The organism is Microtetraspora malaysiensis, from assembly GCF_050947145.1.
GTDB classification, from domain to species: domain Bacteria; phylum Actinomycetota; class Actinomycetes; order Streptosporangiales; family Streptosporangiaceae; genus Microtetraspora_A; species Microtetraspora_A malaysiensis.
In genome coordinates, this window is record NZ_CP191998.1 from 3657645 (window position 1) to 3676434 (window position 18790).

Here is an 18790-nt window from a genome sequence, read left to right on the forward strand (position 1 = left end):
CCGTGCCCGGGTCCCCCGAGTCCCTCGCCGAGATCCTGCGGGCCGAGGGCGTCCGCGACGAGCGCCTGCTCGCCGCGGTGCGGACGACGCCCCGGGCCGGCTTCGTCCCGGCCGACCTCGCCGACGGGGCCTACGACGACGTGCCGCTGCCGATCGGGCACGGCCAGGTGACCACCCAGCCGTCGCTGTCGGCGCGGATGATCGAGGGGCTGGGGCTGACCGGGATCGAGCACGTGCTGGAGGTCGGCACCGGCCTCGGCTTCCAGACCGCGCTGCTCGCGCGCCTCGCTGCCGACGTCGTGACGATCGAGCTGCGGCCCGACCTCTGCGCGGAGGCCCGGAACAACCTGGCCCGCCACGGCGTGGGCAACGTCGAGGTCTTCACGGGCGACGGAAGTCGCGGGGTGCCCGAGCGCGCGCCGTACGACGCGGTCCTCGTGTCGGCCGCCTATCCTGAGGTGCCCGCGCCGCTGACCGGGCAGCTCCGGGTCGGCGGCCGCCTGGTGCAGCCGATCGGCACCGGCGGGCAGGAGGAGGTCGTGCTGTTCGAGCGCGTCCCGGCCGGGCTGGAGCGCCGCGAGGTCCTCACGCTGGCGAGGTTCGTCCGCCTCCACGGCCGGTACGGTTACCCGCGCTGACCAGGCTCTCCCGGTACGGCTACCGCACTGACCCGGGGTCTCCGGAAGCGGCGCTCGTACCGGCTCAGGCTAGGCCCCCGTGAGGCCGGAAAAGCAGAACCGTCGCGTTTTTCGATGCTGAGGGCCGTAAAGCCTCACGGCTCTTGGGGATGTGATCCGTGATCGCCACCATTCCTGGACACATAGCTGCTGAACCACCCAGGAGATATCAATGGGGACAAGCAATTCGCGGCGCGGCCGGTCGGCCCTGGCCGCCTGCGCGCTGAGCGGGACGTTGCTCGCCGGCGTCACGCTCCCCGCCGGAACCGCGACCGCGACCGCGTCATCGTCCGGATCCGCCGCCGCGGCGTCCGCGCCGTCGGGGCAGGGAGAGACCACACTGCGGGTGAAGATGTCGGGCTCCGGCGTCGACACGCTGAACCCGTTCCTCGCCTTCTTCGACGGCGCCTACGACGTCTTCGCCGGGGTCTACCCGACGCTCAACTCCCTCGACGAGCAGGGCAGCCCCGGCCCCTACCTCGCCGAGTCGTGGACGCAGTCGGACGACAAGCTGACCTGGACCTTCACGCTCAGGGACGGCCTGAAGTGGAGCGACGGCACGCCGATCACGGCTGAGGACGCCGCCTGGACGCTGAACCTGATCATGACCGACGCGGTCGCGGGCACCGCCAACGGTTCGCTGGTCAGCAACTTCGAGTCGGTCACCGCGCCCGACGCGACGACCCTGGTCATCAAGACCAAGGAGCCCCAGGCCAACGTCACCTATGTGAGCGTCCCCCGCAGCGGCATCCCGATCGTGCCGAAGCACATCTGGGAGTCGCAGGCGAAGAACCTCAAGGACTACAAGAACGACACCTTCCCGCTCGTCGGCTACGGCCCGTGGACGCTCACGGACTACAAGCCCGAGCAGTACGCGAAGTTCGACGCCAACAAGGACTTCGTCCTCGGCAAGCCCGGCTTCGACCACATGGTCCAGCAGAGCTTCAAGTCGGTGGACGCCGCGGTCGCCGCGCTGCGCAGCGGCCAGCTCGACTACATCCACGGCATCAACCCGACCCAGTTCAAGGCGCTGCAGGCGGACAAGAACCTGCAGACCATCCAGGAGGTCGGCAACGGCTGGACCGGCCTGGAGATCAATTACAACGCCCGCACCCGCACCGGCAAGAAGATCGGCACCGGCCACCCGGCGCTGGGCGACCCGGTGGTGCGCCACGCGATCGCGCTCGCCACCGACCGGAAGACCCTTGTCGCCAAGGTGCGCGACGGTCTGGCCGTGGAGGGCGCCGGCTACCTGCCCCCGGCCTGGCCGCAGTGGACCTGGAAGCCGGCCCCCGGCGAGGAGACGCCGTTCGACCTCGACCAGGCGAACAAGATCCTCGACGACGCCGGCTACACCAAGGGCGGCGACGGCGTACGCGTCGACCCCAAGAGCGGCAAGCCGCTGGAGCTGCGCCTCGGCATCCACGCCGACGACACGGACGACGCGGGCATCTCCAACTACCTCAAGGGCTGGCTGGAGACGGTCGGCATCAAGCTTAAGATCCAGACCCTGAGCATGAGCGCGCTCAACAGCGACCTGGCCAAGGGCGACTGGGACCTGCTGATGGACGGCTGGACCACCGGCCCCGACCCGACCTTCCTGCTCGGCATCCAGACCTGCGCCGCGCTGCCCAAGGACGACGGCACCGCGGGCAACACCGACTCGTTCTTCTGCGACGAGAAGTACGACGAGCTGTTCAACAAGCAGCGCACCACGTTCGACCAGGCCGAGCGGGCCAAGATCGTCGGTGAGATGCAGAGCATCCTCTACAAGGCCGACGTCAACCAGATGCACTTCAACCACAACATGCTCGACGTGGCCCGTACCGACACTGTGACCGGGATAGTCACCGGACAGCCGGACGCGCAGGGCATGTACCCGGCGCAGAGCTACTCGTTCTGGGGTTACCTCAAGGCCACGCCGGTCGCCGCCAAGGCGACCGCGGCCAAGGAGGAGAGCGGTGGCAGCGCGCTGTGGATCGGCGGTGTCGCCCTGCTCGTCATCCTCGTCGGCGGCGGGATCGCGCTCAAGCGCCGCTCGGGCGCGGACGACCGTGAGTAGTCTCACCACCGCGGGCCCCGCCAAGGCCAAGGGGCAGGGGGTCAGGCGATCCGACCTCCTGCCCTACCTCGGCTCCAAGCTGGTCGCGGCCCTGGTCAGCTTCATGGTCACGCTGGTCATCGGCTTCGTCATCTTCAGCCTGATGCCGGCCGACCCGGTCCGCACCCTGACCAGGGGCCGCCCCACGAGTGAGGCGCAGCTCGTCCAGGTACGCCTCCAGCTCGGCCTGGACGACCCGATCTGGCAGCGGTTCCTCACCTTCGTCGGCAACACGCTCAAGGGTGAACTCGGCTACTCCTGGCAGTTCCAGCAGTCGGTCTCGTCGCTGGTGCTCGACCGGCTCGGGCCGACCCTGCTCCTCATGGGCACGGCCGCGGCCCTGTCGATCGCGCTCGGCCTATGGCTGGGCATCCGCAGCGGCTGGCGGCACGGAAGCCTGTTCGACCGGATCGCGTCGAGCTCCTCACTCATGCTGTGGTCGGTGCCGACCTTCTGGCTCGGCATGATCCTCCTGATCGCCTTCAGCGTGGGCATCGGCCCGATCCCGAGCCTGCTGCCCGCGGGCGGCATGAGCGACCCGTCGCTGCCGCAGGAAGGCTGGGCGCACATCGTCGACGTGGCCAAGCACCTGGTGCTGCCCTGCCTGACCATGGTGCTCGTGGTCTTCGCCCAGTACGTGACGGTCATGCGCTCCTCGATCATCGATGAGATGGGCAGCCCGTACCTGCTGACCGCCAGGGCCAAGGGCCTGACCGACGACGCCGTACGGCGCCGTCACGCGGTGCCGAACGCGCTGCTGCCCTCGGTCACGATGATCTTCATGCACCTCGGCATCCTGGTCAGCGGCGCGATCACGGTGGAGTCCGTCTACTCCTGGCCCGGCCTCGGCTATCTGACCTACGAGGCGCTCAGGATCCCCGACCTGCCCCTGCTTCAGGGCACCTTCATCGTCTTCAGCGCGAGTGTGATCATCATGAACCTGCTGGCGGACGTGGTCTACCGCTTCCTCGACCCGAGAGTGCGGGCCCAATGAGCGCGCTCGACACCCTGGCCGGGCTCGACGTCCCGCGCCACCACGCGTTCAGCCGCTTCTGCCGCGCGTTCGCCAAGCGGCCCGCCGGGCTGGCCGGGCTCGGCCTGCTCGTCGCCTTCGGCGTGCTCGCCCTCGCCGCGCCGCTGTTCATCGGCGACGACCAGCTCAACGTCATCAAGGTGGACGGCCCGCAGTTGTCGCCACCCGTCGACGGCTACCCGCTCGGCACCGACCAGGCGGGCCGCTCGGTCCTGCTGCTGGTCATCTGGGGCGCGCGCGAGTCGCTCAGCATCGGCCTCATCGCCACCGCGCTCACCGTGGTCCTCGGCAGCACGGTCGGTCTGCTCGCCGGGCACTACCAGGGCTGGATCGGCAAGATCCTCATGCACGTGACCGACTGGTTCATCGCGCTGCCCAGCCTGCCGCTGGCCATCTCGCTCTCGGCCGTGCTCGGCCAGGGCGCGGCGTCGATCACGATCGCCATCGCGGTCACCTCGTGGACCGCGACCGCTCGCCTCGTCCGGGCCCAGACGCTCTCCGTCGAGGCGCGGCCGTTCATCGAACGGGCGAAGGTGCTGGGCGCGGGCAACACCCAGATCATGATCAGGCACGTGCTGCCCAACGTCATGCCGTTGATCCTCGTCTCCAGCACGCTCACCGTCGCCTCGGCGATCCTGTCGGAGGCCACGCTGACCTTCCTGGGCCTCGGCGACCCGACCAGCGTGACCTGGGGGTCGATGCTCCAGGCGGCGTTCCTGGGCGGCGCGGTGACGGCGGGCGCGTGGTGGTACCTGATGCCGCCGGGCATCGCGATCCTCATCGTCGTGCTCGGCTTCACGCTCGTCGGCCGGGCCGTCGAGCACGTGCTCAACCCGAGGATGGTGGGCCGGTGACGGCGACGGATCAGAGCCACACGCCGGAGGAGCGGGCCGCGGTGCCCATGCTCGACGTGCGCGACCTGCGGGTGAACTACCAGGGCGGCGGGCGGACCGTGCCCGCCGTACGCGGGGTCAGCTTCACCCTCGACCGCGGCCAGACCCTCGGCGTGGCCGGAGAGTCGGGCTCGGGCAAGTCGACGATGGCGCTCAGCCTGCTCCGGCTGCTGCCGTCCTCCGCCCAGGTGACCGGCCAGGTTCTGTTCGAGGGCGAGGACCTGCTGACCGCCAAGTGGGCACGGCTGCGCGCGGTGCGCTGGTCGGCGGCCTCCGTGGTGTTCCAGGGCGCGATGAGCGCCCTCAACCCGGTGCGCACGATCGGCGAGCAGATCTGCGAGCCCATCCTGCTGCACGACAAGGTCGGCCAGAAGACGGCCCGCGCGCGGGCGGCCGAACTGCTCGACAGCGTCGGCCTGCCGTCGCGGCGGCTCGGCTCGTACCCGCACGAGTTCTCCGGCGGCCAGCGCCAGCGCATCATGATCGCGATGGCGCTCGCCTGCCGCCCCGACCTGATCATCGCGGACGAGCCGACCACCGCGCTCGACGTCATGGTCCAGGCACAGGTGCTGAATCTGCTCGGCGAGCTGGTGCGCGAGTCGGGCATCGGCGTCATCATGATCAGCCACGACCTGTCGGTGCTGTCCCACATGTGTGAGCGGCTGGCCGTCATGTACGCGGGGCAGATCGCCGAGATCGGCCCGTCCAAGCAGCTCATCACCGAGCCGCGGCACCCGTACACGCGGGCGCTCGGCCGGGCCTTCCCGACGATCGGCGACCCGGCCTCGCGGCTCGCGCCCGCGGGGCTGCCCGGTGACCCGCCCACGCCGTCCGAGCTGGCCAAGCTGAACGAGAGCAGGGGCTGCGCCTTCGAGCCGCGCTGCCCCGAGGCCATGGACGCCTGCCGTACCGAGACCGTGGAGCTGTGGCCGAGCGGCCCGGGGCGCGAGGCCGCGTGCCTGCGCGTGTTGGAAGGGAGCGGAGCGTGAAGCCCGTGCTCGAAGTCCGCGACCTGATGGTCACCTACCCGGCGCGCCGCGGCGCCGCCCCCGCGCGCGCCGTCGACGGGGTGAACCTGCAGGTGGGGCAGGGCGAGATCGTCGCACTCGTCGGCGAGTCCGGATGCGGCAAGTCCACGCTGGCCAGAGCGCTGGTCGGGCTGGTCAAACCCACCGGCGGCCAGGTGCTCAGCGACGGAGTGCCGCTCGGCTACTCCGCCGCCGCGCTCAAGGCGTACCGTCGCCACACCCAGCTCGTCCTGCAGGACCCGGGCGGCGCGCTCAACCCCAGGCAGAACGTCTTCGACGCCGTCGCCGAAGGCCCCCGGCTGCACGGCCTGACCGACCGGCTCGGCGAGCGGGTGCACGCCGCGCTGGCCAAGGCGGGGCTGCGCCCGCCCGAGCAGTTCGCGGGCCGGTTCCCGCACGAGATGTCCGGCGGTCAGCAACAGCGCGTCGTCATCGCGGGGGCGCTCGCGCTCGAACCGTCGGTCATCGTCGCCGACGAGCCGGTTGCCTCGCTCGACGCCTCGGTCCGGGGTGAGATCCTCAAACTGATCCTGGAGCTGCGCGACTCGCTCGGCCTGTCCGCGCTGGTCGTCAGCCACGACCTCGGCCTGGCCTGGAACATCGCGGACCGTGTCGCCGTCATGTATCTCGGCAGGATCGTCGAGACGGGTACGGTCGAGGAGGTGCTGCTGCGCCCCAAGCACCCGTACACGCGGGCCCTGCTGTCGGTGCTGCCGGACTCCGGAGAGCCGCCCGTGCTGCTCACCGGCGAGCCGCCGGACCCGACCTCCGTCCCCGGCGGCTGCCGCTTCCACCCCCGATGCCCGCTCAGGGCGGCCGAGCAGGACTCGCGTTGTGACGGCCAGGACCTGCCCGTCCTGACCGGCGACCCGTCGGCGTCCAGCCTCGCCGCCTGCCACCTCGTCCAATGAAGGAGCTCTTCCCGTGACCGATTTCCTCCACCCGCCCGCTCTGCGGCCCGGCGCCCGGGTCGCGGTCGTCGCCGCCAGCAGCCCGCCCAACCAGGCGAACCTCGACCGCGGCCTGGCCGCCATGGAGGAGGTCGGCCTCAAGCCCGAGGTGTTCTCCTCCACCCGCGTCGGCGGCACCGAGTACGACTACCTCGCGGGCGGCGACGCCCTGCGGGCGGCCGACCTGACCAAGGCGCTCGGCGACCCCGCGTACGACGCGGTTTTCTGCGCCGGCGGCGGGTACGGCATGCAGCGCACGCTCGAACTGGTCGACTGGTCGGCGATCGACCCGGCCCGGCCCAAGGTCGTGGTGGGGTACTCCGACGTGACCGCGCTGCTGGAGGCGATCGCGGTCAAGCTCGGCTGGGTCTCGCTGTTCGGGCCCATGGTCGCCTGCGACGGCTTCTACCAGGGGCCGGGGGAGTACGACTTCGACGAACTGATGAAGCTGCTCTTCCACCCGGAGTCGGTGACCGAACTGGTCTTCCCCGACGCCCGGACGGTCGTGCCCGGCGTCGCCGAGGGCCACACCCTGGGCGGCACCGCCACGCTGCTGGCCGCCTCGCTCGGCACCGACACCTCGCTGCCCGCGCGCGGGGCGATCCTCTTCCTCGAAGACGTGGACGAGGAGCTGTTCCGGATGGACCGGTACATCACCCAGCTCCGCCGGGCCACCTACAGCGACGGCGTGGCCGGCATCCTGCTCGGCACGTTCACCAACTGCGGCGAGCCGCGCGACGTCGACCGGATGCTGGCGGAGCGGCTGGGCGACCTCGGCGTGCCCGTCCTCGCCGGGGCCGACATCGGGCACGGGATCTCGATGCAGACCTACCCCATCGGTGTCCGGGCCCGGCTCGACACCGAGGCGGGCACGCTCCGCTTCCTGGAGCCGGTCCTCACCTCCTGAACTGCTCCCCGGGGGCGGCACTCTTACGTGCCGCCCCCGGGGGCGTACCGGATCAGGTGAGCGCGATCAGGTCCAGGTAGTCGTCGCTCCACAGGTCCTCGTCGGCGTCCGGGAGCAGCAGGACGCGCTCGGGGCGCAGCGCCCGGACGGCGCCCTCATCGTGGGTCACCATGACGATCGCGCCCGGATAGGCGCCGACCGCCGCCAGAACCTCGTCTCGGGAAGCCGGGTCGAGGTTGTTGGTCGGCTCGTCCAGCAGCAGCACGTTCGCGCCGGAGTGGACCAGCCCGGCCAGGGCCAGCCGGGTCTTCTCACCGCCGGACAGGACCGCGGCCGGCTTGTCGGCGTCGTCCCCGCTGAACAGGAACGCGCCGAGCACCCGGCGCGCCTCGCCGTCGCTCAGGTGCGGGGCCGCCGCCGCCAGGTTCTCCCGTACGGTCCGTGCGGTGTCGAGGGTGTCGTGCTCCTGGGCGAAGTAGCCGAGGCGCAGGCCGTGGCCGTGCACCACCCGCCCGCTGTCCGCCGTGTCGTGCCCGGCGAGAATCCGCAGCAGCGTCGTCTTGCCCGCGCCGTTCAGCCCGAGGATCACCAGGCGGGAACCGCGGTCCACGGCAAGGTCCACGCCGGTCAGGACGGGCCGCCCGCCGTACGCCTTGGCCAGGCTCACCGCGCCGAGCGGCGTCCGTCCGCAGGGGGCGGGCTCGGGCAGCCGGATGCGGGCCGTCTTCTCCGCGCGCCGGACCGGCTCCAGGGTGGCCAGCATCCGGTCGGCGCGGCGCGCCATGTTCTTCGCCGCGACGGCCGTCGCCACGTGCGCCCGCATCTTGTCCGCCTGCGCGTGCAGTGAGGCGGCCTTGCGCTCGGCGTTCGCCCGCTCGCGGGCCCGGCGACGGTCGTCGGCGTCCCGCTGGGCGAGGTGGGCGGCCCAGCCGGTGTTGTACACGTCGATCGCGGCCCGGTGCGGGTCGAGGTGGAAGACCCGGTTGACGACGTCCGCGAGCAGCCCCGTGTCGTGGCTGATCACCATCAGCCCGCCCCGGTGGTCGAGCAGGAAGGAACGCAGCCAGGCCACCGAGTCGGCGTCCAGGTGGTTGGTCGGCTCGTCGAGCAGCAGCGTCCCGTGCTCGGCGAACAGGATCCTGGCCAGCTCGACCCGCCGCCGCTGGCCGCCGGAGAGGGTGCCGAGTGGCCGGTCGGTCACCCCCGGCGGCAGGCCGAGACCGGCGGCGACCCGGGCCGCCTCCGCCTCGGCCGCGTACCCGCCCCCGGCCTGGAACTGGGCCTCCGCCCGGGCGTAGGCGTTCATCGCCCGCTCCTGCGCGGCCGGGTTCGTCGCCTCGGCCATCGCGGTCTCGGCGGCGCGCAGGGCGCGTACGGCCCGGTCCAGGCCGCGGGCGGACAGGATGCGGTCGGCGACGGTGATCGACGGGTCGGCCGCGCGCGAGTCCTGCGGCAGGTAGCCCACCGTCCCGGTAGGCAGGACGGTCCCGGCGGCCGGCCGGGCCTGCCCGGACAGGACGTTCATCAGCGTGGTCTTGCCGGCGCCGTTGCGGCCGACCAGGCCGATGCGGTCGCCGGGGGAGATGTGGAAGGAGATGCCGGACAGCAGAAGACGGGCGTCGACGCGCAGGTCGACACCGCGAACGGTGATCATTAGATGACGCTCCGGAACAGATCGAGGACACACGGGTGGCGTGGAAGCGGGTCCTCGATCTAGGAAATGCGGGGCGTCGACATGGCGGACAGGGTAACCCGGGCCGTCCGCCGACCGCATCCGATTATCCGGCCGTCACGCCGGCGGCAGGCTCACCGGCGGTGGAGCGGCGGTGGGAAGAACGTGCCGTTCGACGGCGCGCGGCGCTCGTGGGAGATCTCGTCGAGGCGGGACTGGGCTTCCTGGGGAAGCGTGCGGTCGAGGGCGGCGAGCGCGGCGGTGAGCTGGTCGGCGGAGCGAGGACCGAGGACGACCGACGTGACGCCGGGCCGGCCGGCCACCCAGGCCAGGGCCACGTCGGCGGGCGTGGTGCCCAGGCCGGCGGCGACCGCGGCGACCTCCTCGGCGATGTCCAGGTGCCGGGACGTGAGCAGCGACTCCGCCCACCCGCGGGAACCGGGTGCGGAGGAGGTCAGCAGACGACCCATCCGGCTGTCCGGGTCGGGCTGGGCGTCCCTGCGGTAGCGGCCGCTGAGCAGGCCGCCGCCGAGCGTGCCGTACACGATCGTGCCGAGCCCGAGCTGGTCACAGACGTCCAGGATCTCCTCCTCGATCACCCGTACCAGGAGCGAGTACTGCGGCTGCAGGCTGACGAACGGCGTGCCGCCCACCCGCTCGGCCGCCCACTGGGCCCGCACGATCTGGGCGGCGGTGAAGTTCGAGCACCCCAGGTAGCGGACCTTGCCGGCGCGCACGAAGTCGTGCAGCGTGGCCATGGTCTCCTCGATCGGCGTGCCTTCGTCCCACAGGTGGCACTGGTACAGGTCCACATAGTCGGTGCCGAGCCGGCGCAGGCTGGCGTCCAGCGCGGCGGTGAGCCGGCGGCGCGACAGGCCGCGCGGCTCGTGGTCGGTGGGCATCGCGCCCTTGGTGGCCAGCACGATCGCGTCGCGGCGCCCCTTGACGGCCCGGCCCACGATCTCCTCGGTCTCGCCCCGGTGGTAGAGGTCGGCGGTGTCGATGAGCGTGCCGCCCGCGTCCAGGAAGGCGTCGACGATGCGGCGGGCCTCGGCCTCGCCGGTGGCGGCCAGGCCGTTGGCGGTGCCGAAGTTCATGGTGCCCAGGCAGGCGCGCGAGACGCGCAGTCCGGAGCGGCCCAAGTTCCGGTATTCCACAGTGAACCTCCTAGAATCGGAACGCGTGTTCCGGGTGGGCACGTTACGGAACACGTGTTCCGGTTGTCAACGAGGAGGAGCGGCATGCGCGCGGACGCCCAGCGCAACAGGGCCCGAGTGCTGGAGGCGGCCGAAGAGGTGCTGGCCCGCGACGGCCTGGCCGCGTCGATGCGCGCCGTCGCCGAGCTCGCCGGGGTCGGTGTGGGCACGATCTACCGGCAGTTCCCCACCAAAGAAGCCCTCTACCAGGCGATCGTGGCCGACCGGACGCGGCGGCTGGCCGAGCGGGCGGCCGAGCTGGGCGAGGGCGGCGACCCCGGCCGGGCGCTCTTCACGTTCTTCGCCATGATCGTGGAGCACGCGACGACCAAGAAGGTGTTCGTGGACGCGCTCAGCGCCGCCGGCGTGGATCCCAAAGCCGGGTCCCCCGACCTACGCGGGCCGATCGAGACGCTGCTGGTCCGGGCACAGCGCGCCGGCGCGGTGCGGCCGGACGTGGGCATGCCGGAGCTGCTCGCACTGCTCAGCGCGGCCTGCCTGGCCGCCCAGCAGCAAGGCTGGGACCCCGGACTGCGCGACCGCGCGCTCGCCGTGGTCTTCGACGGGCTACGGACCCAGCCTTAGGCTAGGAGGCTGGCTTCACTCAGGCAGGCCGCTGACGCGCCCCCCTGAAAGGAAATCGCTGTGAAGCTCGATCAGATCCTTCCCGGACGCATCGGATACGGTTCGGCGCCGCTGGGGAACATGTTCCGTTCCGTTCCGGACGACGAGGCGACCGCCACGCTGAACGCCGCCTGGGATCACGGCATCCGCTACTACGACACGGCCCCGCTCTACGGTGCCGGCCTCTCCGAGATCCGGCTCGGTGGACTGCTGTCCCAGAAGCCGCGGGACTCGTTCGTGCTCTCCACCAAGGTCGGCCGCGTCATCCTGGACGAGGTCGAAAGCGGGTCCCGCGACCTCGGAGAGAAGGGCGATCTGTTCGAGCACGGGCGCCCCAACACGATCGTCCACGAGTGGACGGCCGAAGCCACAGAGCGCTCCATCGAGGGCAGCCTCGAGCGGCTGGGGGTCGACCGTCTGGACATTCTGTGGGTGCATGACATCGCCCAGGACTTCCACGGCGACGTCTGGCTGCAGAAGTTCGAAGAGGCCCGAACGGGCGCCTTCCGGGTGCTGTCCAGGCTGCGTGACGAAGGGGTCATCAAGGCCTGGGGGCTGGGCGTCAACCGCACCGAGCCGATCGAGCTCACGCTCGCCCTGGACGAGCCGCGGCCCGACGGGTTCCTACTGGCCGGCCGGTACACGCTGCTCGACCACGAGCACGCCCTGCAGCGGCTGCTGCCCATGGCCGAAGAGCAGGGCGTCGGCATGGTCGTCGGCGGTCCCTACAGCTCCGGCATCCTCGCCGGCGGTACCCACTTCGAGTACCAGGACGCGCCGCCGGAGATCGTGGAGAAGGTCCGGCGGCTCAAGCAGCTCACCGACGAGTACGGCGTGAGCATCAAGGCCGCGGCTCTCCAGTTCTCCCTCGCCCACCCCGTCTCCACGGCGGTCGTCGCGGGCGCCACCAAGCCCAGCCGCATCGCCGAAGACCTCGCCGCTCTCGACGAGGAGATCCCCGCCGGCTTCTGGACCGCCCTGCGCGCCTCCGGCCTGGTCAGCCCACTGGCGCCCCTGCCCGGCGGAGCGTAGGCCCCGCTGCCCGTTCGTGCCCCGCACCTTTGGGCGGGACGCCCTGGGATTGACGTGGCCCTCCGGCCGGGGACAGCACGGGCCGATCTGCGTACCGACGTACCCAACTGCGAGGATTGCGTACGTGTCCCCCGACGAGCCGGCATCGCCTCCGGCACGAGTCCTCCAGCGCGCGAGCGACGCCCCCGTCCCGGATCTAGGGAGCGGCGATCGACCCCTGAAACGCGCGAGTGGTGCCCGTGTCGCGCATCGCACAGGCGGCAGGGCCTCGGAACTCACGAGCGGCGGCCGAGTTGCCGGCACGGCACACGACGGGGCGGCCGTGGACCGGATCTCCGACGACGAGCGGCTGACCGTGCTCGCCCTCGCGGCCCGCGCGGGCGGCCCCGCCGACGTCGAGGCGTTCACCCGCGCCGTCTATCCCGATGTGCTGCGGTTCCTCGTCTACCTGACCGACGCCCAGTCGGCGGAGGACCTCACCCAAGAGACGTTCCTCCGGGTCCTCGGCAGCCTTCCCCGGTTCGCCGGACGGGCCTCCGCCCGTACGTGGCTGCGCGCCATCGCCCGCCGGGTCGTCGTCGACCGGATCCGCTCGGCCGCCGCCCGGCCCGTGATCGCCGACGTGCCCGACTGGAGTACGGCCGCGGAACGGTCCCAGTCGGGCGGGCTGCCCGGCCCGGACGACACGGTGGCGCTGGACGCGCTCCTCGCCGAGGTGCCGCGCGATCGCCGCGTCGCGTTCGTGCTCACGCAGATCATGGGCCTGCCGTACTCCGAGGCGGCGGAGCTGATGGAGTGCCCGGTCGGTACGGTGCGCTCCCGGGTGGCGCGGGCCCGCGGCCAGCTCGCCACGTCGCTGCTCGACGCCGAACGGGCCGCCTGACCGGGGCTGGAGGGCTCTGCGTCATCGCGAGATAAGCGAGGACCCCCATCAATCATGATGTGACGGTGCTCGCGGTGGCGGCCGCTGACCGCCGTGCTTTTCGGACATTCGTTTGATCCATGGACACCGTATTGGCACCCACGATGTTCTGGAACTCACGAACAAGCGGCCTGTCGTCGCCGACGCGGGTGGCGAGCTGGACGGTGCTACGCGCGTTCGTGTCGGCGAGTTCAGCGATCACAGTGCCTTCGGGCAATGGTTGTGTTGCGCCCCGTGGGGCAATGGTGACGCCGATCCCAGCGGCGACGAGGTGGAGGATGGTGTTCCATTCCGATCCCTCGAAGATGATCTGAGGATCGAGGAGCGCCTCGCGGAAGGGCTGGAGATTCCGTGCATGGGCGCGGGGTCCGGCGTTCGGTGGGAACAGCACGAGCGGCGACGAAACCAATTGCGCGGCGGTGACCGTGCCGCTCGTCGCCAACGGATGCGTCGATGGCATCACGGCCAGGAACTCTTCATTCACGAGCGGGGTCAGGGTGATCCCATCCCGCTCGTCGGCGTCTCGAACGATTCCGACGTCGGCGGTGCCCCGCTCCAACCGGTCCAGTGTGGTGCTGGTGAACCCTTCATGGAGCCGCACCTGCACCTCCGGTCGATCCTGGGTAAAGGTGCGCAGCGCCAAGCTCAACGCGCTGGCGGCTGAGGAGATGAAGGCGACGTCGAGCCTCCCGGCCTCGCCTCGCGCGACGCGCGCAGCCTCGGTCACGTCCGCGGACAGCCGGTCAAGGAGGTCGCGGGCGCGCGGTAGGAACGCCTCGCCCGCGGCGGTGAGGCGCACGGATCGGGACGTGCGCTCGAAGAGCGTCGCGCCGATCAGTCTCTCAAGCTGGCGGATCTGCTGCGAGAGCGCCGGCTGAGCGATCCGCAGACGTTGCGCGGCACGACCGAAGTGGAGCTCGTCGGCGACGGCGACGAAGTAACGCAGATGCCGGAACTCGATCGGGCTATCCATAGTCTCAGCTTATCGATTTCCGACATTATAGATATTGGAGTTCTTGATGCGTGCGCTCCACACTTGAACTATGCCTCCCTTGGTCAGCGCAGAACCTCGCATCGAGCCTCTGGCATCCGAAGCCGATGCCGAGGCGTTCCGACAGATCAACGAGGAGTGGATCAGCCGACTCTTCACTCTCACCGACGACGATCGCAAGGTGCTGAAGGATCCCTTCGGGCAGATCGTCGCCCCAGGCGGCGATGTCCTCGTGGCCCGCATCGGGGGCGGAGTGGTTGTGGGATGCGTGGCGCTCGTCCCCTACCCGAACAAGGTCGTCGAACTGGCCAAAATGGGGGTGACCCCGCAGGCACAGGGGCAGGGCATCGGGCGAAAGCTCGTCGCGGCAGCGGTGGCCCGAGCATGCGAGCTGGGCGCCCGGCGCGTCTTCCTCGGCACCAACTCACGACTCGCTCCGGCGATCCACCTGTACGAGGGTGCCGGATTCACCCGCATCACCCGCGAGCAACTGCCCGTGGCGGACTACTACGCGCGTGCCGACATCCTGATGGAGCTGCCCCTCCAGTGATTCTGCTGACGATTCTCGGGTGAACGGGACGCATCGCCTCCCCCGTGGGCTTTGTGGCCGGCTATTGCGATGAGCAGATCGGTCATCTCCCGACACGGAACCTCACCCCCGGCGTCGATTCACTGATTGGCGCCGTCGACGAGGTCTATCGGGTAGAGCTCTCGGGTGCTCACCCCGCGCCGTGGGCGGGTCGGGGCGTTCGAAGCGGCGGGACGCCGGGCCGGGGATCCGGGCCCGGCGTCCTCACTTCACGGCGCGACGCGGAGGTGAAACCGGGACGGTCACCACTCCACGGGCAGGGCCTCCAGCCCGTACACGATCGCGATCTTCCGGAACTCCACCTCTTCGGCCGGTACGGCGAGGCGCAGCTCGGGGAAGCGTCGCAGCAGCGCCGGGTAGGCGATGCGCATCTCCATCCGCGCGAGCGGCGCGCCCACGCAGCGGTGGATACCGTGCCCGAACGCGAGGTGCGACGAGGCATCGCGCTCCGGGATGACGGTCTCCGTGTCCGGTCCGAGCTGCGGGTCGCGGTTGGCGGCGGCCAGCGAGCAGAGGACCATCTGGCCCTTCGCGATCGGCTGCCCGGCCAGGACGAGGTCCTCGCGGGCGAAGCGCGGGAAGGCGACCTGCACCACGGTCATGTAGCGCAGCAGCTCCTCCACCACCCGGCCGACCTGCTCCTCGTCGCCGTCACGGACGAGCGCGAGGTGCTCGGGGTGCTGCAGCAGCCACAGGGTGCCCAGGGCGAGCATGCTCGTGCTGGTGTCGTGGCCACCGGTCAGCAACCCGTCGGAGAGGCTGGCCAGCTCCTCGTCGCTGATGTCGTCGCCGTGGTCGCGGATCAGCATGCCGAGCAGGCCGTCACCGGGGTTCTCCCGCTCGCGCGCGACCAGCTTCCGCAGGTACGTCATCGAGTCGTTGATCGCCTGCAACGACGCCTCGGGGCCGGCCGAGAAGTCGAACCGGCCGGTGCTGAGGCGCAGGAAGTCGGCCTGCTCCTCGTACGGCACGCCCAGCAGCTCGCACACCACGAGGGAGGGGATGGGCAGGGCGAAGGACTGGACCAGGTCGGCCGGGGTGCCGGCCTTCTCCATCGCGTCGAGGCGCTCGGTGACGATGGCCTCGATCCGGGGCTCCAGCCGGCGCAGCCGCCGTACGGTGAACTCGGGGGTCAGGAAGCGGCGCAGCCGGGTGTGCTCCGGCGGGTCGCGGAAGCCGAGCCCGCCCGGGTCGTCCTGCTGGGAACCGGCGGCGATGACGTTCCCGAAGTCGTTGCTGAACCTGTTGTGGTCGCCGAGTACGGCGCGCACGTCCTCATATCGGGTGACCAGCCACACCGTGGAGCCGTCCGGCATGGGCAGCGGATAGACCGGCTGCTCGGCCCGGATGCGGGCGAGCTCGGGCACCGGGTCCATCCCCTCTCGCATGAACTGCACGAGGGGAAATTCCGTCTCTGACATCTATTCGGATCCTCATTGTTTCGCCCGGCGCCGGTGCGCGGGGAAGCGCGCCGACGCCGAGGTTGGTCCAAGGGTCGGAGGGCGCCGTGGCGACGGCCGGTGGCAGTCGTCCCCGCGGGATGTCGATGCCCTTCGCGTCCGACATCCGGCCGCTCCCTCCGCGCGACCGGTCGCTGGTACGCCGACGATGAGAGCCCCCCATAGAGACATGTCGTTCCAGCGCGCCGCGAAGTTCCCGACGAAAGCGGATTTCTTTAGATTTCTTCCAGATTCTCGGGATGTGTCCCGGTATGCGGCATAAGCCGTAGGCGGACCCGGTTGTGGCCGAGCAAGCCCGAACGCAGCGAGACACACCTCAGCCGGGCCTCCGTGACCCTGATGGCCGGCCGCCTGACCAGGAGAAACGCGAGGTCGTGGGCGCCCCGGCAGGGGGCGGCAGCGCGCGCCGCGTGGCTCGGGCCAGGACCGTTCGGCGTTCATGGGGAGCAAAGGCCACGTCTGCCGGCGACGCATGGCTTGCCATCACATGGTGAAACTGATCCTATTCTGTAGAGCGTGGTTGATCGGGGGCAATCGGCATCGGCGCAGTTGCGCATCACGCGGGCGAACGCGCGCTTCCAGCAGTGGCAGGCCCTGCTGGGCAACCGGACCAAGCGGCAGCGGGCCAAGGAGTTCCTGATCCAGGGCGTGCGCCCGATCAGCCTGGCGATCGAGTTCGACTGGCCGGTGCATACGCTCCTCTACGACGCCGAGCGGCCGCTGTCGACCTGGGCCAGGCAGATGCTCAAGGCGGCCGGCGGCGAGCGGGTGGCCATGGCCCCCGACCTGCTGCGGGAGCTGGGCGGCAAAGACGAGGACGTGCCCGAGCTGGTGGCGGTGGTCGAGCTGCCGGACGATGAGCTGTCCCGCATCCACGTGGGGCCGTCTTTCCTGGGCGTGGTGTTCGACCGGCCGAACAACCCCGGCAACATCGGGACGATGGCACGTTCACTGGACGCATTCGGCGGCACGGGCCTGATCGTCACCGGGCACGCCGCCGACCCCTATGATCCTCGCTCGGTGCGGGCCTCCACCGGGTCGCTGCTGGCGCTGCCGGTGGTGCGGTCCCCCTCGCACCGAGAGGTGCTCGCGTGGGTGGCACAGCTGCGTGCCCAAGGCCTGCCGCTCCTGGTGGTGGGCACCGACGAGAACGGCAGCTGCGACGTCGCCGAACTGGACCTGACCGGCCCCACCCTGCTGGTCATCGGTAACGAGACCACCGGGCTGAGCGCGGGATGGCGGCAGGCGTGCGACATCATGGCGCGCATCCCGATGGCCGGCTCGGCCAGTTCCCTGAACGCCGCCAGCGCGGCGACCGTGACGTTGTACGAGGCCGCCCGCCAACGCCGCAGCGGGCGCTGAGCCTGGCCGAACGCAATCTCGCCTTGCTGAGCCGGACCGGGCTGACGGCCCGCCCCGCCGATCTCGGAGGCGCGCGCCGCCGGCTTCGAGAAGCCGGCTCCGGACTCTCGCCGTGCCGAACCCGGCACGAGATCAAATGAGTCGATTCTTCATCATGTCCCGGGCAGACTTGGCGGCGACGTAAAGGAGAGCAACCATGCCGAACCGGGTCGCCCCGAACCTGCTCTCGTGGGCAACCGACATCGAACAGGGCACCATCGAGCAGGCGGCCCGCGCCGCCCGGCTCCCGTTCGTGCCCGGCCACGTCGCGCTGATGCCGGACGCGCATGTCGGCCTCGGCGCCACGGTCGGCTCCGTCATCCCAACCCAGGGGGCGATCATCCCCTCCGCCGTCGGCGTCGACATCGGCTGCGGCATGGTCGCGACCGAGACGACCCTCACCGCCGCCGACCTGCCCGACAGCCTGGACGCGCTGATGCCGCTCGTCGAGCGGCGCATCCCGGCCGGCGTCGGCAAGGGCCACGATGATCCGGCGATCGACGACGCGCTCGACGCGATCGGCCATCCGCACACAGAGCTCTCGACCAAGCAGCGGAACACCACGGCCTGCCAGTTCGGCACCCTCGGCTCGGGCAACCACTTCGTGGAGGTCTGCCTGGACGAGCGCGACCGAGTCTGGACGGTGCTGCACTCCGGCTCGCGCGGCATCGGCAACCAGCTCGCGACCCGGCACATCGCCGAGGCCAAGAAGCTGATGGCGCGCTACTTCATCACGCTTGAGGACCCGGACCTGGCCTACCTCGTCCAGGGCACCCCCGAGTTCACCGGCTACATCCGCGACATGCTCTGGGCTCAGCAGTACGCCATGGCCTCGCGCGCCCGGATGGACACGGTGCTCTCCGACGCGCTGTTCTCCGTCGTCGGCACGGGCGAGCGGGTGCGAACGATCAACTGCCACCACAATTTCACGGAGCAGGAGCGCCACCACGGCAAGGACATGTGGATCACCCGGAAGGGCGCCATCAAGGCGGACGTCGGCGACCACGGCGTGATCCCCGGCTCGATGGGCACGCGCTCGTACATCGTGCGCGGTCGCGGCAACCCGTCGTCGTACAACTCCTGCTCGCACGGCGCGGGCCGTCGCATGTCGCGGGCCGAGGCGCGGCGCAGGCTGTCGGCGGAGTCGCTCGCCGAGGCGATGGCCGGCCGCACCTGGAACGCCGACCGGGCGACGGCGCTGGTGGACGAGCACCCTGAGGCGTACAAGCCGATCGACCAGGTGATGGAGGACCAGCGGGACCTCGTCGAGGTCGAGCACACCCTGCGGCAGGTCTTCAACTACAAGGGGTAGGG

Annotated in this window: 17 protein-coding genes; 13 read left to right on the forward strand and 4 right to left on the reverse strand. The window is 70.8% G+C overall.

Annotation, left to right across the window (positions count from 1 at the left end):
• The first annotated feature begins 2 nt into the window (after positions 1-2).
• The 7 genes from ACQP1V_RS17220 (at position 3) to ACQP1V_RS17250 (ending at position 7589) form a co-directional block, all read left to right on the forward strand.
• Positions 3-638 (forward strand): protein-L-isoaspartate(D-aspartate) O-methyltransferase, encoded by a 636-nt coding sequence (locus ACQP1V_RS17220; protein WP_433424058.1) that lies wholly within the window; start codon positions 3-5, stop codon positions 636-638.
• A gap of 211 nt (positions 639-849) precedes the next feature.
• Complete coding sequence (locus tag ACQP1V_RS17225; protein ID WP_433424061.1) at positions 850-2739, forward strand: ABC transporter substrate-binding protein; 1890 nt, start codon at positions 850-852, stop codon at positions 2737-2739.
• Positions 2732-3772 carry an ABC transporter permease gene (locus ACQP1V_RS17230; protein ID WP_067140532.1) on the forward strand — a complete coding sequence of 347 codons (1041 nt, stop codon included), beginning with the start codon at positions 2732-2734 and terminating at the stop codon, positions 3770-3772. Before ACQP1V_RS17225 ends, ACQP1V_RS17230 begins: the two co-directional genes overlap by 8 nt.
• A complete protein-coding gene (locus ACQP1V_RS17235; protein ID WP_433424064.1) occupies positions 3769-4665 on the forward strand; it encodes an ABC transporter permease in 897 nt (298 codons plus the stop codon). Before ACQP1V_RS17230 ends, ACQP1V_RS17235 begins: the two co-directional genes overlap by 4 nt.
• Before the next feature lie 47 nt (positions 4666-4712).
• The gene (locus tag ACQP1V_RS17240) at positions 4713-5693 is read left to right on the forward strand and encodes an ABC transporter ATP-binding protein (RefSeq protein WP_433425862.1); all 981 of its coding nucleotides are present in this window, start codon (positions 4713-4715) and stop codon (positions 5691-5693) included.
• A gap of 26 nt (positions 5694-5719) precedes the next feature.
• On the forward strand, positions 5720-6643 hold the full coding sequence (locus ACQP1V_RS17245) for an ABC transporter ATP-binding protein (protein ID WP_433425864.1): 924 nt from the start codon (positions 5720-5722) through the stop codon (positions 6641-6643).
• A gap of 13 nt (positions 6644-6656) precedes the next feature.
• Positions 6657-7589: a S66 peptidase family protein gene (locus ACQP1V_RS17250; RefSeq protein ID WP_433424067.1), complete on the forward strand. Its 933-nt coding sequence runs from the start codon at positions 6657-6659 to the stop codon at positions 7587-7589.
• Positions 7590-7641: 52 nt separating this feature from the next.
• Here the strand turns inward: ACQP1V_RS17250 and ACQP1V_RS17255 are convergent, their stop codons facing one another.
• Together ACQP1V_RS17255 and ACQP1V_RS17260 are read right to left on the reverse strand one after the other, a co-directional pair.
• Positions 7642-9243 carry an ABC-F family ATP-binding cassette domain-containing protein gene (locus tag ACQP1V_RS17255; protein ID WP_433424070.1) on the reverse strand — a complete coding sequence of 534 codons (1602 nt, stop codon included), beginning with the start codon at positions 9241-9243 and terminating at the stop codon, positions 7642-7644.
• A gap of 152 nt (positions 9244-9395) precedes the next feature.
• Positions 9396-10418 (reverse strand): aldo/keto reductase, encoded by a 1023-nt coding sequence (locus ACQP1V_RS17260; RefSeq protein ID WP_433424073.1) that lies wholly within the window; start codon positions 10416-10418, stop codon positions 9396-9398.
• 84 nt (positions 10419-10502) lie between these two features.
• On the opposite strand from ACQP1V_RS17260, the gene ACQP1V_RS17265 reads away from it, so the two are divergent.
• The 3 genes from ACQP1V_RS17265 (at position 10503) to ACQP1V_RS17275 (ending at position 12996) form a co-directional block, all read left to right on the forward strand.
• Positions 10503-11042 carry a TetR/AcrR family transcriptional regulator gene (locus tag ACQP1V_RS17265; RefSeq protein WP_433424075.1) on the forward strand — a complete coding sequence of 180 codons (540 nt, stop codon included), beginning with the start codon at positions 10503-10505 and terminating at the stop codon, positions 11040-11042.
• Between the two features lie 60 nt (positions 11043-11102).
• Positions 11103-12113 carry an aldo/keto reductase gene (locus tag ACQP1V_RS17270; RefSeq protein ID WP_433424076.1) on the forward strand — a complete coding sequence of 337 codons (1011 nt, stop codon included), beginning with the start codon at positions 11103-11105 and terminating at the stop codon, positions 12111-12113.
• 322 nt (positions 12114-12435) lie between these two features.
• A complete protein-coding gene (locus ACQP1V_RS17275; RefSeq protein ID WP_433424079.1) occupies positions 12436-12996 on the forward strand; it encodes a sigma-70 family RNA polymerase sigma factor in 561 nt (186 codons plus the stop codon).
• Positions 12997-13048: 52 nt separating this feature from the next.
• On the opposite strand, the gene ACQP1V_RS17280 is transcribed toward ACQP1V_RS17275, so the two are convergent.
• Positions 13049-14008, reverse strand: a complete 960-nt coding sequence (locus ACQP1V_RS17280) for a LysR family transcriptional regulator (RefSeq protein ID WP_433424082.1) — start codon at positions 14006-14008, stop codon at positions 13049-13051.
• Positions 14009-14078: 70 nt separating this feature from the next.
• On the opposite strand from ACQP1V_RS17280, the gene ACQP1V_RS17285 reads away from it, so the two are divergent.
• Positions 14079-14576 carry a GNAT family N-acetyltransferase gene (locus ACQP1V_RS17285; RefSeq protein ID WP_433424084.1) on the forward strand — a complete coding sequence of 166 codons (498 nt, stop codon included), beginning with the start codon at positions 14079-14081 and terminating at the stop codon, positions 14574-14576.
• Positions 14577-14857: 281 nt separating this feature from the next.
• Here ACQP1V_RS17285 and ACQP1V_RS17290 read toward each other — a convergent pair whose 3' ends face one another.
• A complete protein-coding gene (locus ACQP1V_RS17290; RefSeq protein ID WP_433424087.1) occupies positions 14858-16036 on the reverse strand; it encodes a cytochrome P450 in 1179 nt (392 codons plus the stop codon).
• A gap of 555 nt (positions 16037-16591) precedes the next feature.
• Here ACQP1V_RS17290 and ACQP1V_RS17295 point away from each other — a divergent pair.
• Positions 16592-17437: a TrmH family RNA methyltransferase gene (locus tag ACQP1V_RS17295; protein WP_433424089.1), complete on the forward strand. Its 846-nt coding sequence runs from the start codon at positions 16592-16594 to the stop codon at positions 17435-17437.
• Positions 17438-17633: 196 nt separating this feature from the next.
• The gene (locus tag ACQP1V_RS17300; protein ID WP_433424092.1) at positions 17634-18788 is read left to right on the forward strand and encodes an RtcB family protein; all 1155 of its coding nucleotides are present in this window, start codon (positions 17634-17636) and stop codon (positions 18786-18788) included.
• Positions 18789-18790 lie beyond the last annotated feature (2 nt).